Source organism: Flavobacterium sp. LHD-85, from assembly GCF_030929595.1.
Lineage (GTDB): Bacteria > Bacteroidota > Bacteroidia > Flavobacteriales > Flavobacteriaceae > Flavobacterium.
In genome coordinates, this window is record NZ_JAVFVR010000001.1 from 833178 (window position 1) to 854031 (window position 20854).

Below are 20854 nucleotides of genomic sequence, written 5' to 3' on the forward strand. Positions count from 1 at the left end.
AATCTTTTTATTTTTTTCTTTAAAAAATAAAAAATTGAAACGGAAAGCGGGAAACCATGTTTGAAAAGAAGCCAATTGTATTGCTCCTGAACATCTTAAAATAAAACGCTATTAATCTAAGAACATTGAACTTAAGATTTATTAGCAGGAAAAAACTATCTTTGCACAAATTAATGATTCTATGAACAACAAGGAAGGCAACAATAAAAGAGGCGGATCGAGACCAAACAGCTCACGACCAAACTCTAACAAGCCAAAACCTCCTATGGCTAAGCGCGCGCAAGGGCCTAAAAAAGTAAAACCTGAAGTTAAAGCTGCTCAGGAAGCTGCTGCTGAAAAATTTAGAAAACAAAATCAGCCTGCTAAGAGACAAAAGGCTTCAGATGAAATTCGTCTGAACAAATACATCTCTAATTCTGGTGTTTGTTCTCGTCGTGATGCCGATATTTATATTCAGTCTGGAAACGTAAAAGTTAACGGTACTGTAGTTACTGAAATGGGTTATTTGGTAAAACTGAATGATGTTGTAAACTTTGACGGTGTTACGTTAACTCCCGAAAAGAAAGAATATATTTTATTGAACAAACCTAAAAACTTTACAACTGCCTTTGATGAAGGTCAGGAATACCGTAACGTTCTAGAACTTGTTCGTGGTGCTACAAATGCAAAAATTGCTGCTGTCGGAAGAATGGACAAAAATACAACTGGTTTGCTTTTGTTTACCAACGATACTGATATGATTCGTAAATTTACATTGCCGAATCAGAAATCGTCTAAGATTTATCAGGTTTCTTTAGACAAAAACTTGAAGTTTGAAGATTTAGAAAAAATCAGCAAAGGTCTTGTTCTTGACGGACACCGCGTTTTTGTTGAAGAAGTAAGCTATATTGATAATGAACCAAAAAGCGAAGTTGGTCTTAAATTGCGTACTGCTAACGTAAAAGTGGTGCGTTCTATTTTTGAATCTTTTGAATATAATGTCTTAAGAATTGACCGTGTTTCGTTTGCTGGACTGACCAAAAAGAATCTTCCTCGCGGAAACTGGCGCTTTTTGACCGATCAAGAAATTATCAATTTGAAAAACACATAAGCATTTTTCAAATTTAAGTCATAACGAAATCCTGTTTTCTTTTGAAAATGGGATTTTTTATATTTAAAAACTAAAGAAATTATGTCCGAAAAGGGTAAAAATAGATCTTCCGATAGATTGGTTTTTGTCTTCTACTGTTTCGTAATTTGAAAAACCTAGGATGATTTTGATTCCGGGAGGAATGCTGTTTAAAATATCTCTTTTTTGATCTTCTAAAAGGAGTTTTAAACTTTCTATTAACTGAAGATTGTATCTTAAATAAGACATTACAAGTAATGCTGAAAAGTTAAGTATTTCTCTAGCTGTTTCACTTTTAATGCCAACTTCGTTAGAAACCATTTCTGAAATTCTTCCTTTCTTGTTCGAGAACAATTCTTTAAGCAATACATTTCCTTCTAAACGGTAGCAGTCATCGACTGATAAAATTCTGCCTGCATTAAAATCTACTTCTTGGTAAAAAGTGGAGTCTTCTTGGATTAGTGAAACAATTTCGGAGTAAAAATCAGATTCTTCGGCTTTGTTGTAGAGTCCCATCAAAATTGTGCCGATCGAGACGTCTATTCCCTTGATTAAAAGTGCATCATTTTCAAAATAAAACTTGTTTAACTTGGAGACAACATTAGAAGAAATAAAGCGTCTAAGTTCAATTTGTAGGTTTGGGGTCATACTCATAACTTAAAAAATGATTATTTATACTTATTTAAAATAACCGATAAAGTGAGGCTTTTCATCGATTATCGTGATAAAAATATAAAATATTTTAACATTTCCAAAAATTAAGTTAAAAATTTAGGTAGTCGATTTTCAAGCATTTAGCCCTAAAAAATACAGAAATGAGGAAATATAAAGCTTAGCGTAACTTATAAGATACAAAAATTATTTTTAAAATTTTAAGAGTTTTTTTTAAAAAATCAAAAATATAAGAAAAAGCTTAAGGTCAAAATTACCATTTAGAAAATAAGCTGTCTATTTTGCCAAAGGATAGTCAGAAAAATCCCGAGATAAATTACTGAGAAAAAGAAGTTGACAAAACTTGAAGCCAAGAATCCGAGAACAGAACCCGTGGCTGCTTTTAAGGCACGTTTATGATTTTGAGAATCGTACAATAACTCGCCTACGAGCGCTCCTACAAATGGTCCAATAATAATTCCAAACGGAATTGGCGCTAAAATGCCGATAATCAAACCAATGTTAGTTCCCCAAACTCCATAAGAGCTTCCTCCAAACTTTTTGGTTCCCTTAGATGGAATTACATAATCCAAAACTGTAATCACTACCATCAAAACAAAAGTGATTCCTAAAACCCAGTAATTGTTTTCAACAGCCTTGGTGAGATATAGCAACAACAATCCGACCCAACAACTTGATAATCCAGGCAAAACAGGAAGAAAACTCCCAAAAACACCTACAATTACACATATAAAACCGAGCAATGTTAAAAATAAATCCATAATGTTTTTGTAAATTTGTACTTACAATTTAAGCAATTTTAATAATGCGAACTCTCGTAAAAATAATTATTCTATCTTTTTTTGTGTCTTTTATTAGCCAGAACACATATGCTCAATCTAAGAAACTTTCTTTAGATGACCAAATATTAAGGGATAGCCTATATAGTATTTATAAGAAAAAAATCTTAAATTTTTCAATGAAAGACTTTGATAAGCTGTTTTTTGAATTTTTCAATAAAAAGACTGATCCTGATATACTTTTAACGAAAACTGAATTTTATAATTATACCGTTCAAATAGCCGCTTTTTCAGATAGACTTGTCAAATTATATCCTGATCAGAAGGAAGTTGCAGAAAAAAACAAAGAAACTTGGCTGTCTGAAAACTATGAAGATTATTTAGAATACAAAGCATCCCAAAAAAAATAATCCGTATTTTTGTTCATTCATTCAATTTTAAAACTTTGAGGCAGTTTTTCCCTTTTTTTATTTGTATTCTTTTTAATTCTTGTCAATATTTTGAGAAGCAGGTTCCGTCTGAAAAAGAGTTACTTCAAAAAGAGTTAAAATCAATCAACTGGAAAGAAGTTGATGAATATCCTTCTGTCTCTAACTGCGAAAAAATTGCCGATAAAAAACTTCGCCAACAATGTTTTTTCGAGGTCATGTCAAGTCTTATTCAAGAAAAACTAAACGTCGATACTTTGTCTATTTTATATCCAGAATTGGATACTATTGAGGTAAAAGTAACCGTTTTTCCAAACTCAACCATGAAGTTTGAGCCTCAGTTTCCTAAAGATTCTGTTGCTTATGACACCATAAAAATCGACAGCATTCTTCATGCTCGCTTAGTCGATTTCCCGAAAGTAAATCCTGCCATAAAACGTGGAATTCCAGTAAAAACACAATTTATTCTGCCTGTTATTCTAAAAGCAAAAGACGATAAATAATTTACACCATATAAGTAATGTAAGTTCATTTAAAATTAGAATGCGTTTACCGATTCGCTTAACTTAAATTTCTTATATAACTTAAATGGTTAATTTATTTTACAAAGCGTCGGTCTTTCCATTCATAAGAACCAAACAAGCTGTACAAAGCTACTGCTGAACTAAAAAATGGATACAATAAACTGCTCAATAAAAGACTCTTAATTCGTGTTTTAGTTAAGAATTGATTGGTGACAGAAAGCAAACCAAAATCGATTATAAATTTAAAAAAGGCAAATAAAACTAGAATCGGATAACTTAGAACTCCAAAAAGAAATAAGAAAAAACAAATAACCAAAGTTAGATTCCCAAAGAAAACAATAAGTCCTAAAAACTTTCCAAAAGTACTTTTGTAAGAACTTGTTTTTGCTGCCCAGCGCACTCTTTGATGAAACAATGCTTTCCAATTTTCGGTTGGTTTCGTAACAACAATTGCTTCTTTAGCTTTTAGATAATGAACTTCTTTGGAAAACTTTTCTATCGCTTTCTGCAATAAAAAGACATCATCTCCGCTAGCAATTTTGTCATTCCCATCAAAGCCATTCAGTTTTTCAAACAATGATTTTCTGTACGCAAAATTAGCTCCGTTGCACATGAAACCTTTCTTCAAACCAAAACTTCCAATCGTTGCGCCTTGCAAACTCGTTAAATCTAATTGCTGGAAATGATCTAAAAATGAGTTTTTACATTGATAAATTACAGCACCCGCTAGCATTGAAACTTTATTCTGCTGAATATAATTGTCAAAAGTCAGAAGCCAGTTTTCAGAAACAATACAATCGGCATCGGTTGTGATAACCCAATCGGTTTTTACATGCTGCATTGCCGTTGTAATCGCGTCTTTTTTTGGGGAATTTGAGACCCTAATGTTATCGACAATTGAAACTTGGAATTTGGAATTTAAAACTTGGAATTTATCTTTAGAATTATCATCAACTAAAATCACTTCAAATAAATCTGTCGGATAATTAAGTTTAGAAATGCTTTTTAAAAGATTGGGTAGATTTTCTTCTTCGTTTCTAAACGGAACAATAATCGTAAAACTGGTTTGCGGTTTTAAATCTGTTTTTTGATATTTTTTTATTCTGAAAAAACCATAAACAAGCAAGCAGATGCTACAAACATAAATTGCTAATATGGAGAATAAAACAAATATCATTCTACAGTTTTGGTTTTAAAATTCAGTACAAAATAGCTTCCTAGAACTACTGGCAATACGACATTCAAGAACCACATTAAGGTGCTGATGAAAATTACAATCCATTCGTTTACGCCCAAAATTCCGAAGAAATATATCGCAACGCTTCCTTTTACAGCAAAATCTAAAAACTGAAATGTCGGCAATGATGAAGCCAAAAAGTAAACCGATGTAATCGCAGCCATTAAAGTGAAATAAGGCAAATCGACATCAAAACCTAAAAACAAAAAGTAATATTGATGAGAGAAAACCAAATAACGGCAGATTCCTAAAAAGATATTTTTCTGATGAACCGATTTCGGGATTTCGTTGATTTTATGAATCAGTTTTTCTATCGAATATCCTTTGACTTTTATCTTTTTAATGGAGAATAATAAAATTAAAATCAGCATAAATCCACCAAAAAGAATCAGAACCGTTTTAGTTGTGATTACATTAAATTCAGCATTAAAATACAATAATCCAAAAATTCCAAAAATGATCGTTAAAATCATCTGGATTCCGTTGCAGATTAAGTTTAAGAAAACAACTCTTTTGGTTTCCGTTTTTGGATAATACAACGCTTTTCCCGCGTACTCTCCTACTCCATTTGGTGTAAAAATTCCAGCTGTCAATGCTGCTAAAACCTGCTTTGTGGCTTCGTAAACCGAGATTTTATGAATAACCTGCGCAAGATTCTGCCATTTCAGAATCTCAAAATAGCGGTTCAAAACACTCAAAAGCAAGATAAACGAAATCCCTAAAACCGACTGGTTTTTCTTGAATAAAACAATAAACTTTTGCCAGTCCAATTTGTCATTGTTAGCCAACTGATTATAAATAAAATAAAATGCACCGCCAACAATTAAAAGTTTGGCCAGAAGAACTAGGAATTGCTTAGCTTTGTGAGGAATTGAAATCATGCCGCAAAAGTAATCAAATGTGGCAATTAGGAAGTGAGAAAATGAGTCAATTTTCTAAACTTGAAACCTTAAACTTGAAACCACAATCTCTTGACACAAGAACGCATCATATTAGGTATTGACCCTGGAACCACCATTATGGGGTTTGGATTGATTAAAGTAATCAATAAAAAAATGGAATTTCTGCAATTAAACGAATTGCAACTTTCCAAATACGACAATCATTACCAAAAACTAAGAATCATTTTCGAGCGAACTATTGAACTAATCGAAACACATTGCCCTGATGAAATTGCCATTGAAGCGCCTTTCTTTGGCAAAAACGTTCAATCGATGCTGAAGTTAGGTCGAGCTCAAGGCGTTGCAATGGCAGCGGGACTTTCAAGAGGAATTCCGATTACTGAGTACGAACCTAAAAAAATAAAAATGGCGATTACTGGAAACGGAAATGCCAGTAAAGAACAAGTTGCAAAAATGCTGCAACAGCTTTTAGGCTTAAAAGAATTACCCAAAAATCTCGACTCTACAGACGGTTTGGCTGCTGCGGTTTGTCATCATTTTAATTCTGGTAAAGTCGTGGCTGGAAAAAGTTATTCGGGTTGGGATGCTTTTGTAAAACAAAATGAGGATAAGATAAGAAAATAGCTATATTTGTTAAAAACAAATCTTAATCTTAACCACAAATGACAAAAATTAAATTTATTGCATTTATTTTATTTGCAGCAGTTATTTCTTCATGCTCGTCTGATAATAGTGACGAAAGCCAATCAGAAAATTTTTTTAATTTCACCTATGACGGTAAAGTCCAAAATGTTAAAACTTGGGAAGCTCAAAAGCAAGGTGATTTTATAGAAGTCATGGGAACATCTGAACAAGGAATTGCTATTGATTTCAAATTTAATTCTTTTGGAAATTTATATCAGGCACTTACAAATCCTACATCAGTAAACAGTCAAATTCCTTGGTTGCAAGCTTCAGAAAATTTCACTTCTAACACTTTTACTTTTACTTTAGAGAACCTGAACAATACAGACAAAACAGTGCGGGTAAAATTTTCTGGTAAAGTATATGAAGACGGTTACGATTACGAATCAAAGTTTGTTAATGTAAGCGGTTCATTTAAAATTCCTTATAAAGAAATCACGCCACAAGTTGAAGGGCTTGGCACTTTTGCTAAAATTGATGGAAAAGACTGGCATGGCTTATCATTTGATGGTACAATTGAAAACCAGACAACAAAAATAATTTATGCTGAAAACGACGGTGAGTACACAATTGGTATTGCTTTTCCTGATTATAATGCAAAAGCAGGAACTTATAATTTTACCAGCAATGATAGTGCTTACAAAATTTCTTTTCAAAAATATGATGCGACAACTCACGAAAGCATCACCTATGATGTTTCTGGAACAGTTACTTTTACAACTCTAAATGCTGTTTTAGCGACAGGAACGTTTAGTTTAACCGCTACGCATCCTACGACTAAAGCAAAAATTATCATTTCAAATGGTACTTTTAAAGAAAGCGCTGCATTCTAATAAAAAAACATAATTTATCATTAATTAATATTGATAATTGAAGAGCAAGATTTACCTTGCTCTTTTTTTTATTATGTCCGGCATTTACATCCATATTCCTTTTTGCAAACAGGCTTGTCACTATTGCGATTTCCATTTTTCGACTTCAATGAAAAAGAAAGATGAAATGGTTTTGGCATTAGCCAAAGAAATCAATGTACGTAAAAACGAATTCAAAAATGAGATTATAGAAACCATTTATTTTGGTGGCGGAACTCCTTCCGTACTGTCAAATGACGAAATAAACTTTTTAATTTCTGAAGTTTACAAAAATTACAAGCTTGTAGAAAATCCAGAAATTACGCTTGAAGCCAATCCAGATGATTTGTCTGCGGAGCGAATTCTGGAATTATCCAAAAGTCCGATAAATAGATTAAGTATCGGAATTCAGTCTTTTTACGAAGACGATTTGAAGATGATGAATCGTGCTCATAATTCGGCTGAAGCCAAAAAATGTTTGGAAGAAGCAACAAAATATTTTGACAATATTTCCCTTGATTTGATTTATGGAATTCCAGGAATGAGTGACGAAATGTGGAGACAGAATATTCAGACTGCTTTAGATTTTGGCATTCCGCATATTTCAAGCTATGCTTTGACAGTTGAACCAAAGACAGCTTTAAGCAAATTAATTCGGACTGGAAAAATCGCTGAACCTCAGGATGAAGCAGCTTCCAATCATTTTATGATTTTGGTCGAAATGCTTCAGCAAAACGGTTTTATTCATTACGAATTATCCAATTTTGGAAAAGAGAATTATTTCTCCAAAAACAATTCGGCTTATTGGTTAGGTAAAAAATATATCGGAATTGGACCTTCGGCACACAGTTATGATGGCGAAAAAAGAGGCTGGAATATTGCAAATAATTCATTGTATTTAAAAGCTATTCAAAACGATGAACTTCCTGTTGAAACAGAAATCCTAACTATTTCAGATCGTTATAATGAATATATTATGACGGGATTGCGAACCATTTGGGGCGTTTCTTTAGAAAGAATTGAAAAGGATTTCGGATCAGAATATTTGAATTATTTACTGGAACAATCTCAAAAGTTCTTAAACGATGATCTGCTTTCAATAGAAAACAACATTCTTAAACCAACTCCAAAAGGAAAATTTTTAACGGATGGAATTGCTTCAGATTTATTTTATCTAAATTTGGATGAATAAAAATTAGCCACGAAGGCACAAAGGCTCAAATTTATTAAACTTTGTGACTTAGCGTCTTTGCGGCATAAAATCCAAATTTGTGTTAGCAAAAATCAACAACTTCGAAATCGACTTATCAAAACCCATTGATATTTCTATTCCATTAACAAATACAGATGAAAATCCGATTGCATGGTATATTGAGAAACCCGTTATTGAACCTGTAGTTTTTGGCGACTGGATTGGTAAAGTTTCTGAAGGAAAATCATCTACGAATTTTAATAATATTTTCTTCAATCCGCATGGGCATGGCACGCACACTGAATGTCTCGGGCATATTACCAATGATTTTTATAGCATTAATCAATCTTTGAAACAATTTTTCTTTTTTGCTAAATTGATTACAGTTGAACCTGAAAAGATTGGAGATGATTTTGTGATTATGCAAGAACCAATTGAAAAAGCGTTGAGCGCTTCGACTCTGCTCAGCGTGACAAACGAGGCTTTGATTATTAGAACGCTTCCAAATCAACTAGATAAAAAATCAAGAAAATATTCCAATACCAATCCGCCGTATTTGTCTGAAGAGGCTGCGATTTTCATCCGCGAAAGCGAAATTCAGCATTTATTGATTGATTTGCCAAGTGTGGATAAAGAACATGATGAAGGGAAATTATTGGCTCACAAAGCATTTTGGAATGTAAAAGACACGCACAAGGTAAATCCAGATGCAAGATTTAATGCGACAATTACTGAAATGATTTACGTTTCAGACGAAATTGAAGATGGAAATTATATACTAAATCTTCAAATCGCTTCGTTTGAAAATGACGCAAGTCCATCAAAACCAATTTTATATAAGATTTAAGGTTTGCCACGAATTTCACGAATTTGCACGAATTTCTTTTTTTCTTTTGCCACAAATTAAAAAGATTTGCACAGATTTAATCATTTTAATCCTTTAATCTGTGGCAAAAAATTAATTCGTGAAAATTCGTGAAATTCGTGGCAAAAAAACAAAAACAATATGATTAGTGTTTCTACAGATAAAACCAAACTCGACGTTCCGTTTATACAAAACTTTTTAAAAGACATTTATTGGGCTGCGGGGCGAACGATTGAAGAAGTGCAACGCACAATTGATGCTTCTGTTTGTTTTGGAATTTATCTAGATGACAAACAAATTGGGTTTGCACGCGTCATTACTGATTATGTCGTTTTTGCTTATTTAATGGATGTTTTTATTGATGAAGAACATCGCGGAAAAGGCTATTCATCCATTTTGATCGAAGCGATGATGAAAGAACCACAATTGCAAGAAGTAAAAATCTGGCGTTTGGCTACAACTGACGCTCACTTTTTATATGAGAAATTCGGATTTACAAAACTGAATCATCCAGAAAAGATGATGGAAAAAATAGTCAAATGAAAACAGTCCTAAAACTAGAAGAAACGGCTTTATTTATTCTCGGAATATTTCTTTTTAACCGTTTAAGCTATGAATGGTGGTGGTTTCTTGTTTTGATTTTGGCTCCAGATTTATCAATGATTGGTTATGTTTTTGGAAACAAAGTTGGAGCATTCCTTTATAATATCTTTCATCACAAAGGAATTACGCTTTTAATTTATGCGGTCGGCCTTTATTTAAGTATTGAAGTTGTGCAATTAGCGGGAATTATTTTATTTTCACATTCGGCAATGGATCGCATTTTCGGTTATGGTCTTAAATATGAAAAAGGTTTTAAATACACACATTTAGGTGAAATTGGTAAATAAGCAGTTATGAATTTAGAAACGTTTTACGAATATTGTCTGTCGAAAAAAGGTGTCAGCGAGCATTTCCCTTTTGATGAAGATACGCTGGTTTTTAAAGTAGGCGGAAAAATGTTTGCTTTGTCTTCTCTCTCTCAATGGGAAAAAAATGAGCAATCTGTCAATTTAAAATGCGATCCAGACCGCGCGCAGGAACTCAGAGCTGAATATGACGAAATTCAGCCAGGTTATCATATGAGTAAAGTGCATTGGAATACGATCGCTTTAAACGGAAATCTTCCAGACAAATTTGTCAAAGAATTGATAGATCATTCGTATGAATTGGTTTTCAAAAGTTTGACAAAGAAAATTCAGAATGAAATTACTCAATTAAAAAATTAGGCATTACATTTGCAGGGTAAGATCAAAACTTAAAAACCCGAATCAGTTTGCAAATTAGCATTTTATAGCATCATGAAAGAACAATTTAAAAAATTTCTAAACGAAGAACAAGATCCAAAAGCGATTGAAAAAATCACTTCGAAACTCTCAGATTTATTAATGAAAGGCGAAGAAGTTGGATACATCGCAGTGCAAAAAAAGCCTGCAATTACTGTTTTTCCAGATAGTATTGTATTAACAAACAAACGTATCATTATCTGCAAGCCTAAAAACTTAGGTCTTTCTATGGATTTTACAGATTACACTTGGGATGATATTGCAAGTACTTTTGTAAAAGAAAACATCTTAGGTTCTGAATTCTCATTTGGAACGAAAACAGATTTAGCAATTTCTATTGATTATATTCCTAAAATTCAGGCTAGAAAAATTTATACTTACGCTAAAGAGCAATTGGATTTATTGAAAAATCCAGTTTCTACTGCTACACCAGTTCAAGAAACTATTGAGCCTGTTTTTGAAGAAGAAGAAGAGGAAGAAATCGAAGAAGTAGAAACAGAAGAAGTAACAAGTTTTGCAGAAATTTTACCTGCAGCGCCAGCCGTTACAGAAACTTACGAACCGCTTCCAACTCAACCAACTCAACCTACTCAACCTGCTGGAGACCGTAAATTAAGCGATTTATCTAAAGAAGAACTTTTCGATAAATTACAGAATTACAAAAAACTTCTTGATAATGGTTTAATCATGCAGGGAGAATATGATGCTTATAAAAAAGAGATTTTAAGTTATATGTAATTTTAAAGTACAAAGTTTCTGAGTACAAAGTGCAAAGTTTTATCAGCTTTGTCTAAAATAAAAAAGCCCGAAATAGAGATTCTATTTCGGGCTTTGCATTTAAACTCTGTACTTAGAAACTTTGCACTTTGCACTTATAAAGTCGCCTTCTGCTTTTCTACAAATTTATGCGATTGCAATTCTAGTAGTTCTTTTGCATTCTTTCGTTGTAAATCGAATAAACCTTTATCTTCTGCGATATCTGCATAGACCTTATCGTGCATTTCGGCGCTTGTTTTAACCAATAAATCGCGTTGGTATTTATTTTGAGCCAAAGTCGCTTTCATAGCGGTTTCGGCTTCTTCTTGTTTGAAATCGAATTCTCCTTTTGGCGCTAATAATTTGGCAATAATTGGCGATGTTTCGATGGCTAAAAATAAAAGCATAATGAAAAATGACGGCAGCCAAGGCAGTTTGTTCAATGCATTAATACGCGCCATTAATCCGTCGAAACCTTCAATGATAGGTTGCGTCTGTGAAACTTTTTTGTCTAAATCGGCTTGAAGCTGTACGCCTGCTTTTTCTTTTTCGGCAATTTTAGCTTCGTTGGCCTTTTTAAGCGTTTCGAACTCTTTTAAAGCTGCATCATGTTTTTCGCGTTTTTCTTTGTAAACTGGGCCTTTTCCTAGTTTTTTAGTTCCAGCAGTTCCTTCAGCTTCTGTAATATAAACCGAATACAAATCGTTTACTTCTTTTTCTTTCTTTACAATGTCAGCTTTTAAAGCGGCGATTTCGGCTTTATTTTTATCTAAATCTGTTTTGAAATAGGTTCCAATTTGTTTTTTATTGGCCAATTCCATTTCGTTTTTCTCTTTCAGTAAAACGGTATTAATTTCTTTTTCGAAGATTTTAATTTCCAGAGGTTTCGAAATGACAATTGCAATAATAATTGCCAATGCAATACGCGGAGTTGCCTGCAGAAATTCATCAAGGAAACGATCTCTTTTCTTAATCGTCGAGACGATAAATCGGTCCAAATTGAAAATCAATAAACTCCATACAAATCCAAAAATTAGGGCGGGATAAATAGAATCGAAAACGGTAAAAAGCGCATAAGCACTGGCTAAGAAAGCCATAACTGCTGTAAAGTATACTGTGGCGCCAATACCAACATATTTGGTTTGTTCGCCTTCTGAGCAGTCTTTCAGGATGTCTCGGTCAGCACCGGAACATAGGATAAAAAATTGTTTTAACATGATTGATGATTTTTGATTGTGATTGATAAGGCAAATTTAACGCCAAATTTTCAAATACCGTCAAAATATCAATTTCTTTTTAGTTGTGAATCAAACGTTTGAATCCTGAATGTTAGTTAAATATTAATATTTATAAGCAATAACTGACTAATCATAACACTATGTTAATTTTTTTTCAAGGCTTTATTAATACGCAGGCCTTAGTTTCGCAACCGAAATCAAACTAAACAAACACAATGAAGAAATTTTATCTATTAACCGCATTCTTTTTATTCGCCTTTACAGGTTTTGCTCAGAAAGCCATTATCTCTGGAAAGATATTAGACGCCGATGACAAACTGCCTCTTCCTGGAGCTATGGTTCAAATTGTGGGCGAGAAAAAATACACCGTTTCAGACTACAACGGTCGTTTTGAATTATTAAATATTAATGAAGGAACTTACAAAGTTGAAGTAAAATATATTGGATATACTTCTTTAACTCAAGAAATAAAAGTGGAGCAAGGAAAAAACAATGTAATTGACTTTGCTCTTAAAGCTTCTGAAAATGAATTGAAAGAAGTTGTTGTTGGAGACATCTTAAAAGGTCAGGCAAAAGCATTGAACCAACAGAAAAACAATAAAAATATCGGAAACGTAATTTCTTCTGACCAAATGGGACGCTTCCCAGATGCTAACGTTGGAGACGCTTTAAAGCGTGTTCCAGGTATCACAATGCAGAATGACCAAGGTGAAGCTCGTAACATCATCATTAGAGGTTTGGCTCCATCGTTGAACTCTGTTACTTTAAATGGTGACCGTATTCCATCTGCTGAAGGAGATAACAGAAACGTGCAAATGGACTTGATTCCGTCTGATATGATTTCTACTATCGAAGTAAACAAAACGCTTACATCAGACATGGATGCTGATGCGATTGGAGGTTCTGTAAACTTAATTACAAGAGCAACTCCAAACGGTGAAAGAATTTCTGCAACTCTTGCTGGAGGATATTTACCAATACGTGACCACGCTTCTTACACAGCTGGTTTCGTTTACGGTAACCGTTTTGCGAATGATAAATTAGGAGTCGTTTTCAGCGGATCTTATAACAATGTAGATTACGGTTCTGATAACATCGAAAACGAATGGGTAAAAGATGATTTTGGAAATGAGTATTTGCAAGCTTCTGAAATTAGAAAATATGACGTACAGCGTATTCGTCGTAGTGCTTCTGTTGCTTTAGATTACAAATTCAATGACAACAATACCATTTTTGCTAATGCAATTTACAACTGGAGAGATGACAGAGAAAACCGTTTCAGAACTACTTACGATGATATCGAGCCTCTTTACAATGGCGAAGAAATTGTTGGTTTTGAAGGTCGTGTAAAACGTCAAACAAAAGGTGGTTTAGACAATAACAGAAACAAAAACAGAAGATTAGAAGACCAAAGAGTACAGAACTATTCTATTCGCGGAGAGCACTTAATCAACTCAACATTAGATTTAGATTGGTCTGCTAACTATGCAAAAGCTAGAGAATACCGTCCAGGAGAGCGTTATATCGAATACCGCCAGAAAGGTTTAGAAATGTTTGAAGATTTATCAGACATCAGATTTCCTTTAATCACTACTGTTGGGGAGTCTGTTGACGAATTTAAATTTGACTCTGTTACCGAAAATACAGATGAAACAAGCGAAAGCGAATTTGGTGCTAAAGTAAATATCCGTTTCCCATTCTCTGTTATTGCTGGAGAAAAAGGAAGATTGAGAACGGGTCTTAGACTTCGCTTAAAAGAAAAAGAAAGAAACAATATGTTCTATTCTTATGAGCCAATTAATGATGATATGGAATTATTATCGCAAGTTCCGACAAGCTATTTTGATGGAAAAGATTTTAATCCAGGAAGCAAATATGTGCCAGGAACTTTTGCTTCTGCAGCTTTCTTAGGAAGCTTAGATTTAAATAATCCTGCTTTATTTGATAAAGAAGCAGATCCAGCAGAATATTTAGCTGTAAACTATAATGCTAAAGAAAGAATCACTGCTGCGTATGTAAGATGGGATCAGGATTTTAACGATAAACTTTCTATGGTTTTAGGTTTCCGTTTAGAAAATACTCATATTGATTATACAGGAAACCGTGTATTAGATGAAGAAGAGTTAGAAAGCAAAATCAACAATACAAACTCTTATACTAATTTACTGCCAAGTATTTCATTACAATACAATGCTACAAAAGATTTAGTTTTAAGAGCTGCTGTTACAACCGCCCTAGCTAGACCAAACTACTATGCATTAGCTCCTTATGTAAATAATATTGCTGCCGATAAAGAAATTACAGCTGGAAATCCAGACCTTAAAGCTACTTATTCATACAATTATGACTTCATGGCTGAGAACTATTTCAAATCTGTCGGTTTAGTTTCTGGAGGTGTTTTCTACAAAAGATTAAATGATTTCATTTACAACTACAGCGACAATCAATATACTGATACGAAATTTGCAGCAGATTTCCCTAATCAAGTAAATCCAATTCCAGCAGGTGAAAACTGGTCTTTCTTACAATCAAGAAACGGAGACAATGTTGACGTTTACGGGTTTGAAGTTGCATTCCAGCGTCAATTAGATTTCTTGCCAGGTAAATTCTTAAAAGGTTTTGCTATCTATTTAAACTATACTTACACGCAATCTAAAGCAAAAGGTATTGCTGATGAGGATGGAAATGAAAGAAAAGACATTAGTCTTCCTGGAACAACTCCTCACATGTTTAACGGATCATTATCTTGGGAAAACAAACGTTTCTCTGCAAGAATCTCAACCAACTTTACCTCTGATTATTTAGATGAGTTAGGTTCTGAGTCTTACAAAGACAGTTATTATGACAAGCAGTTTTTCTTAGATGCAAATGCTGCTTATAAAATTACTCCCAAACTTCGCTTTTTTGCTGAAGCAAATAACTTAACAAACCAGCCGTTACGTTACTACCAAGGAGTTGCTGCTCATACAAAACAAGCTGAATATTACCAGCCACGTTACAATTTCGGATTGAAACTAGACTTGTAATTCTGCACTTTTTTAAAATTCTTAAATTAGACAGAGTTTAGCGCTCTGTCTAATTGCATTAAAATATATAATACAAATGAAAAATAAATCTTTAATTGCTTTTTTACTTTTAAGCTTATCATTTACAGCTTGTAAAGATGATAAATTAGCTCCAGTTCAGCCAAATGCTGTAAAACCAACTGCTGTTACAGAAGCTTTGCCTCACGATACAGATGATCCTTCAATTTGGATTAATCCGACAGATGCTTCAAAAAGCATTATTATCGGAACAGATAAAGACACAGACGGAGGTTTATATGCTTTTGATTTGAATGGAAAAATCCTTAAAAAATCAATTCCGCTAAAACGTCCAAACAATGTTGATATCGCTTATGGATTGATCATTGACGGAAAAAAAGTAGATATTGCTGTAACGACTGAACGTGAAGAAAACAAAATCAGAATTTTCAGTTTACCTAATTTAGAACCTATTGATAATGGCGGAATTCCTGTTTTTGATGGAGAATCTCAACGCGATCCAATGGGAGTTGCTTTATACACACGCCCAAGCGACGGAAAGATTTTTGCTATTGTGGGAAGAAAAACAGGTCCTTCTGGAAGTTATTTATGGCAATATGAACTTTCTGGAAGCGGAAAATTTGCTGCTGCAAAAGTGGTTCGCAAATTCGGAACGTACAGCGGTAAAAAAGAAATTGAAGCCATTGCTGTCGATAACGAATTAGGCTTTGTGTACTATTGCGATGAACAAACAGGAATTAGAAAATACAATGCAGATCCTGCTTTAAACGATAATAAAGAATTGGCATTTTTTGGTCAGAAAGATTTCAAAGCAGATCATGAAGGAATCGCGATTTACAAAAAAACAGATTCTACAGGATATATTCTAGTATCCAACCAACAGGCAAATTCTTTTATGGTTTACCCGAGAGAAGGAGCAAAAGGAAATCCGAACAATCATCCATTATTGGCTGAAGTTCCAACTTCTACAATTGAATGTGATGGTGCAGATGTAACAAGTGTTAACCTTGGAGGAAAATACAAAAACGGGCTTTTTGTAGCAATGAGCAACGGAATGACGTTCCACTATTATGCTTGGGATTTAATCCAAAAACGTATTGACGAGGCTAAGAAATAACGATTCAGTGTTGATTTGAAATTGCAGTTTTTCGGTACTTTCCTTTAAATTGTACTGAAAACTGCGTTTCAATGTCTTAAAAAGTACTCATTGTCTGGCTGAGCGAAGTCGAAGCCCAGTTTCCAATAGTGGCGCCCTTCGACTTCGCTCAGGGAGACAAGCAAGCAGTATCAGACAAGCACAAAAACAAAAAAAGCTGTTCAGAAATGAACAGCTTTTTTTTGAATTAAATAATTCCTTTTATTCTGTAATTGGCGCGCCTGCTAAGATTTCAGCATTTGCAAACTCTTCAAATTTCGCAAAATTAGCTTTGAATTTATGAGCCAATTCTAACGCTTTTTTATCGTATAAATCTTTGTCTTCCCAAGTATTTCTAGGATTTAAAATTTCCACTGGAACATTTGGACAATCTTGAGGAATTTCAATTCCAAATACTTCATGATTTTTAAACGCTACATCATTTAATTCTCCTTTTAACGCAGCAGTAATCATAGCACGAGTATATTTAAGCTTCATACGGCTTCCTGTTCCGTAAGCTCCTCCAGTCCATCCTGTGTTGATTAACCAAACTTTTACTCCTGCATCTTTCATTTTTTTGCTCAACATTTCAGCATAACGCGTTGGGTGCAAAGGCATAAATGGCGCTCCAAAACAAGCAGAGAAATTAGGCTGAGGCTCTGTTACACCAGCTTCTGTACCAGCAACTTTTGCTGTATATCCAGAAATAAAGTGGTAAGCTGCCTGACCTGGAGTCAATCTTGAGATTGGAGGCAAGATTCCGAAAGAATCAGCCGTTAAGAAAAATATATTTTTAGGATTGTGTCCAATCAAACCTGGCTGAACATTATCAATATGTGTAATTGGGTAACTTACGCGAGTATTTTGAGTAATAGAAACATCGTCAAAATCAACTACGTTTGTTCCTGCTTTGAAAACCACATTTTCTAAAAGCGCTCCTTTTTTGATTGCTCTAAAAATGTCTGGTTCATTTTCTTCTGTTAAGTTGATCACTTTCGCGTAGCATCCGCCTTCAAAATTGAAAACAGTGTTTTCGTTTGTCCAGCCGTGCTCATCGTCTCCGATTAATTTACGTTCTGGATCTGCAGATAAAGTTGTTTTTCCTGTACCAGACAATCCGAAGAAGATTGCTGTGTCTCCTGCTTCGCCAACATTGGCGCTACAGTGCATTGGAAGTGTATTTTTGAAAACCGGAAGAATAAAGTTCAATGCAGAAAAAATTCCCTTTTTCATTTCTCCTGTATAACCTGTTCCACCGATTAAAGCAATTTTTTTAGTAAAATCTAAAATAGCAAAATTAGACTGGCGTGTTCCATCAACAGCAGGATCTGCCATAAAACTTGGCGCACAAACTACTGTCCATTCTGGAGTAAAATTAGCCAGCTCTGAATCTTCTGGACGTAAGAACATATTGTAGCAAAACAAGTTTGACCAAGCAGTTTCTGTTACAACACGAACATTCAATCTATAATTTGGATCAGAACACACATAAGAATCACGAACAAAAACTTCTTTGTCTGATAAAAATGCTGTTACCTTATTATAAAGCTTTTCAAAAGCTTGTGGCTCAAATGGAATATTTACATTTCCCCACCAAACTTGATCTTTAGTAATATCATCTTTTACGATAAAACGATCTTGTGGAGAACGACCTGTAAATTCACCTGTGTTAATTGCCAACGCTCCGGTAGAATTCTCAACACCTTGTCCTGACTGCAAAGTAATCGCATGTAATTCATCTGCAGATAGTTGATAACGAACTTTTGCATTTTCAATTCCTAACTCTTTTAACGAAATCGATTGCGCGAAAACTGTATTAGTGCCCATAAATTTTTAAGTTGTGTGTGATTTTTTGTTTAAAGCAAAATTACAGATTTATTTTTATTTCTTTTAAAATACTTAAATTTCACTTTAATTTATATGAAAAAAGAGAAATTTTACTTTAAAAATTATAAAAAGAAAAAAATAACCGCCTCTAATTTGTTTATTTACAACCTTATACGCGAATTTGTTATATTATTTTTGTTTGATAACAGAAAATACAAAAAAGTCACACAAATAAAGTTATATGTTATTTATGTGACAAAATTAAAGATTAATTCTTAGACAGAATTTTTTTTTCGAGATTTTATGATTTTCTCTTCAAAATCGTAAAGAATAATAGCGCCCAAGCAATAATTAATAAGAAACCACCCAAAGGTGTTGCGAATACGATAATTTTAGATTCGAAGAGTGTATAGTCTTTTGTTGCCAATAAATAGATTGAACCGCTGAAAAGCAAAACGCCTGCAACTACTAAATTATAGATCGTTTTTAAGGTTTTCTCCGCAATGTCTTTTTGCGTAGATAAAAATAGAAGAAACAGAGCGTGATACATTTGGTAACGAACACCAACTTCAAAAGTATTTAATTGGTCAACCGAAAGATATTTTTTCAATAAATGAGCACCGAAAGCACCCAAAATAATAGCTAACATACCAATAAAAGCTCCTGTTAAAACGATTCTTCTTTTCATAATATATCTCTTTTGAAATTTCAAACAAAAATACTTCAAACGAACTGAAAAACGGCCTTATTTCCTAGATTATTTAGAACAAAATCAAATTGTTTTTTGGGTTTTGCGAAAAAAATAATTTTATTTTCTTTAATTTGAATTGTTATATTTATAACATTTAAATATATTTGTGTTAAATATTTGATACATGAGAAACATTTTAATATTTGGAGCAGGAAGATCTGCATCTTCTTTGATTCGATATTTACTATCAAAATCTAATGAAGAACAGCTGCACTTAACGGTAGCTGACCTTTCATTGCAACTTGCAAAAACAAAAACACAAGATCATCCAAATGCTACTCCGCTTGCCTTAGATATTTTTAATTCAGACGAAAGAAAAAAAGCTATTGCAAATGCATCAATCGTAATTTCTATGCTTCCTGCACATTTGCATATCGAGATTGCAAAAGACTGCCTTGAATTCAAAAAGCACCTTGTTACTGCATCATATATTAGTGATGCCATGCAGGCTTTGAACGAAGAAGCCATTAAAAATAATCTGATTTTTATGAACGAAATTGGTCTAGATCCAGGAATCGACCATATGAGTGCCATGAAAGTCATTGACGAAATCAGGTCAAAAGGTGGTAAGATGCTTTTGTTTGAATCTTTCTGCGGCGGACTTGTAGCTCCTGAATCTGATAATAATTTATGGAACTACAAATTTACTTGGGCTCCACGAAATGTAGTTTTGGCTGGACAAGGCGGTGCTGCCAAATTTATTCAAGAAGGAACTTATAAATATATTCCGTACAGCGCTTTGTTTAGAAGAACCGAATTTCTAGAAGTAGAAGGATACGGAAAATTTGAAGCGTATTCTAATCGCGATTCTCTTAAATATCGTTCAGTTTATGGCTTAGATGATATTCTTACCTTATATAGAGGTACAATCAGAAGAGTGGGGTATTCTCGCGCTTGGAATATGTTTGTACAGCTCGGGATGACAGATGATAGCTATATTTTAGAGGGGTCAGAAAATATGAGTTATCGTCAGTTCATCAATTCTTTCCTTCCGTATCATCCAACTGATTCTGTCGAAATTAAAACTCGCTTGATCTTAAAAATTGATCAGGACGATATTATGTGGGACAAGCTTTTGGAATTGGATTTATTCAATCCAAACAAAAAAGTAAACCTGCCAAATGCCACTCCGGCTCAAATCTTAGAAAAAATCTTGACCGACAGTTGGGCTCTTGAACCAGATGATAAAGATATGATTGTAATGTATCATAAATTTGGTTATGAACTGAATGGCGAAAAAAAACAAATCGATTCGAAAATGGTCTGCATTGGCGAAGACCAGACTTATACCGCAATGGCAAAAACAGTTGGACTTCCGGTTGCAATTGCGACATTATTGATTTTAAACGGAAAAATTACAACTCCAGGCGTTCAGCTTCCTATTAAAAAGGAAGTTTACGAACCTATTTTGAAAGAATTAGAAGAATATGGGGTCATTTTTAACGAACAAAATGTGCCTTATTTTGGATACAATCCAGACTTATTTTAGTCTGGGTCTGCATTGTTTATTTTTAGAATTTTTTTTTTAATTAGTTT

The 20854-nt window shown here is 33.7% G+C and carries 21 protein-coding genes; 14 read left to right on the plus strand and 7 right to left on the minus strand.

What is annotated here, in order from left to right:
- Nucleotides 1–181: 181 nt before the first annotated feature.
- A complete protein-coding gene (locus RB618_RS03525; RefSeq protein WP_111379589.1) occupies nt 182–1090 on the plus strand; it encodes a pseudouridine synthase in 909 nt (302 codons plus the stop codon).
- 63 nt (nt 1091–1153) lie between these two features.
- On the opposite strand, the gene RB618_RS03530 is transcribed toward RB618_RS03525, so the two are convergent.
- The gene (locus RB618_RS03530) at nt 1154–1756 is read right to left on the minus strand and encodes a DUF937 domain-containing protein (protein WP_008466405.1); all 603 of its coding nucleotides are present in this window, start codon (nt 1754–1756) and stop codon (nt 1154–1156) included.
- Nucleotides 1757–2040: 284 nt separating this feature from the next.
- Nucleotides 2041–2541 (minus strand): DUF456 domain-containing protein, encoded by a 501-nt coding sequence (locus tag RB618_RS03535; RefSeq protein WP_308067501.1) that lies wholly within the window; start codon nt 2539–2541, stop codon nt 2041–2043.
- Nucleotides 2542–2585: 44 nt separating this feature from the next.
- Between RB618_RS03535 and RB618_RS03540 the strand changes: the two genes are divergently transcribed.
- Both RB618_RS03540 and RB618_RS03545 read left to right on the plus strand, forming a co-directional pair.
- The gene (locus RB618_RS03540; protein ID WP_308067502.1) at nt 2586–2969 is read left to right on the plus strand and encodes a hypothetical protein; all 384 of its coding nucleotides are present in this window, start codon (nt 2586–2588) and stop codon (nt 2967–2969) included.
- A 35-nt stretch (nt 2970–3004) separates the two neighbouring features.
- A complete protein-coding gene (locus RB618_RS03545; protein ID WP_308067503.1) occupies nt 3005–3490 on the plus strand; it encodes a hypothetical protein in 486 nt (161 codons plus the stop codon).
- A gap of 94 nt (nt 3491–3584) precedes the next feature.
- Here the strand turns inward: RB618_RS03545 and RB618_RS03550 are convergent, their stop codons facing one another.
- On the minus strand, nt 3585–4688 hold the full coding sequence (locus RB618_RS03550; RefSeq protein ID WP_308067504.1) for a glycosyltransferase: 1104 nt from the start codon (nt 4686–4688) through the stop codon (nt 3585–3587).
- Nucleotides 4685–5629, minus strand: a complete 945-nt coding sequence (locus RB618_RS03555; RefSeq protein ID WP_308067505.1) for a hypothetical protein — start codon at nt 5627–5629, stop codon at nt 4685–4687. Before RB618_RS03555 ends, RB618_RS03550 begins: the two co-directional genes overlap by 4 nt.
- 90 nt (nt 5630–5719) lie before the next feature.
- Here RB618_RS03555 and ruvC point away from each other — a divergent pair, with 90 nt between their 5' ends.
- The 8 genes from ruvC (at nt 5720) to RB618_RS03595 (ending at nt 11305) form a co-directional block, all read left to right on the plus strand.
- Entirely contained in the window at nt 5720–6274 is a 555-nt protein-coding gene (ruvC, locus tag RB618_RS03560) for a crossover junction endodeoxyribonuclease RuvC (RefSeq protein WP_308067506.1), read from the plus strand.
- A 38-nt stretch (nt 6275–6312) separates the two neighbouring features.
- Nucleotides 6313–7167: a hypothetical protein gene (locus RB618_RS03565; RefSeq protein ID WP_308067507.1), complete on the plus strand. Its 855-nt coding sequence runs from the start codon at nt 6313–6315 to the stop codon at nt 7165–7167.
- A gap of 73 nt (nt 7168–7240) precedes the next feature.
- Complete coding sequence (hemW, locus tag RB618_RS03570) at nt 7241–8377, plus strand: radical SAM family heme chaperone HemW (RefSeq protein WP_308067508.1); 1137 nt, start codon at nt 7241–7243, stop codon at nt 8375–8377.
- 79 nt (nt 8378–8456) lie between these two features.
- Complete coding sequence (locus RB618_RS03575; protein WP_308067509.1) at nt 8457–9224, plus strand: cyclase family protein; 768 nt, start codon at nt 8457–8459, stop codon at nt 9222–9224.
- Between the two features lie 159 nt (nt 9225–9383).
- Complete coding sequence (locus RB618_RS03580) at nt 9384–9785, plus strand: GNAT family N-acetyltransferase (protein WP_308067510.1); 402 nt, start codon at nt 9384–9386, stop codon at nt 9783–9785.
- Nucleotides 9782–10132, plus strand: a complete 351-nt coding sequence (locus tag RB618_RS03585) for a DUF4260 domain-containing protein (protein WP_308067511.1) — start codon at nt 9782–9784, stop codon at nt 10130–10132. Before RB618_RS03580 ends, RB618_RS03585 begins: the two co-directional genes overlap by 4 nt.
- Nucleotides 10133–10138: 6 nt before the next feature.
- Nucleotides 10139–10510, plus strand: coding sequence for an MmcQ/YjbR family DNA-binding protein (locus tag RB618_RS03590; protein WP_308067512.1), 372 nt, complete (start codon nt 10139–10141; stop codon nt 10508–10510).
- A gap of 72 nt (nt 10511–10582) precedes the next feature.
- A complete protein-coding gene (locus RB618_RS03595) occupies nt 10583–11305 on the plus strand; it encodes a PH domain-containing protein (RefSeq protein WP_308067513.1) in 723 nt (240 codons plus the stop codon).
- Between the two features lie 134 nt (nt 11306–11439).
- Here the strand turns inward: RB618_RS03595 and RB618_RS03600 are convergent, their stop codons facing one another.
- Nucleotides 11440–12540: a DUF4407 domain-containing protein gene (locus tag RB618_RS03600; RefSeq protein ID WP_308067514.1), complete on the minus strand. Its 1101-nt coding sequence runs from the start codon at nt 12538–12540 to the stop codon at nt 11440–11442.
- 236 nt (nt 12541–12776) lie between these two features.
- Between RB618_RS03600 and RB618_RS03605 the strand changes: the two genes are divergently transcribed.
- Complete coding sequence (locus tag RB618_RS03605) at nt 12777–15587, plus strand: TonB-dependent receptor (RefSeq protein ID WP_308067515.1); 2811 nt, start codon at nt 12777–12779, stop codon at nt 15585–15587.
- Nucleotides 15588–15663: 76 nt separating this feature from the next.
- Nucleotides 15664–16722, plus strand: coding sequence for a phytase (locus RB618_RS03610; protein WP_308067516.1), 1059 nt, complete (start codon nt 15664–15666; stop codon nt 16720–16722).
- A 240-nt stretch (nt 16723–16962) separates the two neighbouring features.
- Here RB618_RS03610 and pckA read toward each other — a convergent pair whose 3' ends face one another.
- Nucleotides 16963–18567, minus strand: a complete 1605-nt coding sequence (pckA, locus tag RB618_RS03615; RefSeq protein WP_308067517.1) for a phosphoenolpyruvate carboxykinase (ATP) — start codon at nt 18565–18567, stop codon at nt 16963–16965.
- A 301-nt stretch (nt 18568–18868) separates the two neighbouring features.
- Nucleotides 18869–19255 carry a DUF423 domain-containing protein gene (locus tag RB618_RS03620; RefSeq protein WP_308067518.1) on the minus strand — a complete coding sequence of 129 codons (387 nt, stop codon included), beginning with the start codon at nt 19253–19255 and terminating at the stop codon, nt 18869–18871.
- 187 nt (nt 19256–19442) lie between these two features.
- Here RB618_RS03620 and RB618_RS03625 point away from each other — a divergent pair, with 187 nt between their 5' ends.
- Nucleotides 19443–20807 (plus strand): saccharopine dehydrogenase C-terminal domain-containing protein, encoded by a 1365-nt coding sequence (locus tag RB618_RS03625; protein ID WP_308067519.1) that lies wholly within the window; start codon nt 19443–19445, stop codon nt 20805–20807.
- Nucleotides 20808–20854: the final 47 nt, after the last annotated feature.

Coding starts and splice junctions, on each gene's coding strand:
- RB618_RS03525 (WP_111379589.1), top strand. CDS start 182: ATGAACAACAAGGAAGGCAACAATAAAAGAGGCGGATCGAGACCAAAC.
- RB618_RS03530 (WP_008466405.1), bottom strand. CDS start 1,756: ATGACCCCAAACCTACAAATTGAACTTAGACGCTTTATTTCTTCTAAT.
- RB618_RS03535 (WP_308067501.1), bottom strand. CDS start 2,541: ATGGATTTATTTTTAACATTGCTCGGTTTTATATGTGTAATTGTAGGT.
- RB618_RS03540 (WP_308067502.1), top strand. CDS start 2,586: ATGCGAACTCTCGTAAAAATAATTATTCTATCTTTTTTTGTGTCTTTT.
- RB618_RS03550 (WP_308067504.1), bottom strand. CDS start 4,688: ATGATATTTGTTTTATTCTCCATATTAGCAATTTATGTTTGTAGCATC.
- RB618_RS03555 (WP_308067505.1), bottom strand. CDS start 5,629: ATGATTTCAATTCCTCACAAAGCTAAGCAATTCCTAGTTCTTCTGGCC.
- RB618_RS03565 (WP_308067507.1), top strand. CDS start 6,313: ATGACAAAAATTAAATTTATTGCATTTATTTTATTTGCAGCAGTTATT.
- hemW (WP_308067508.1), top strand. CDS start 7,241: ATGTCCGGCATTTACATCCATATTCCTTTTTGCAAACAGGCTTGTCAC.
- RB618_RS03580 (WP_308067510.1), top strand. CDS start 9,384: ATGATTAGTGTTTCTACAGATAAAACCAAACTCGACGTTCCGTTTATA.
- RB618_RS03585 (WP_308067511.1), top strand. CDS start 9,782: ATGAAAACAGTCCTAAAACTAGAAGAAACGGCTTTATTTATTCTCGGA.
- RB618_RS03590 (WP_308067512.1), top strand. CDS start 10,139: ATGAATTTAGAAACGTTTTACGAATATTGTCTGTCGAAAAAAGGTGTC.
- RB618_RS03595 (WP_308067513.1), top strand. CDS start 10,583: ATGAAAGAACAATTTAAAAAATTTCTAAACGAAGAACAAGATCCAAAA.
- RB618_RS03600 (WP_308067514.1), bottom strand. CDS start 12,540: ATGTTAAAACAATTTTTTATCCTATGTTCCGGTGCTGACCGAGACATC.
- RB618_RS03605 (WP_308067515.1), top strand. CDS start 12,777: ATGAAGAAATTTTATCTATTAACCGCATTCTTTTTATTCGCCTTTACA.
- RB618_RS03610 (WP_308067516.1), top strand. CDS start 15,664: ATGAAAAATAAATCTTTAATTGCTTTTTTACTTTTAAGCTTATCATTT.
- pckA (WP_308067517.1), bottom strand. CDS start 18,567: ATGGGCACTAATACAGTTTTCGCGCAATCGATTTCGTTAAAAGAGTTA.
- RB618_RS03620 (WP_308067518.1), bottom strand. CDS start 19,255: ATGAAAAGAAGAATCGTTTTAACAGGAGCTTTTATTGGTATGTTAGCT.
- RB618_RS03625 (WP_308067519.1), top strand. CDS start 19,443: ATGAGAAACATTTTAATATTTGGAGCAGGAAGATCTGCATCTTCTTTG.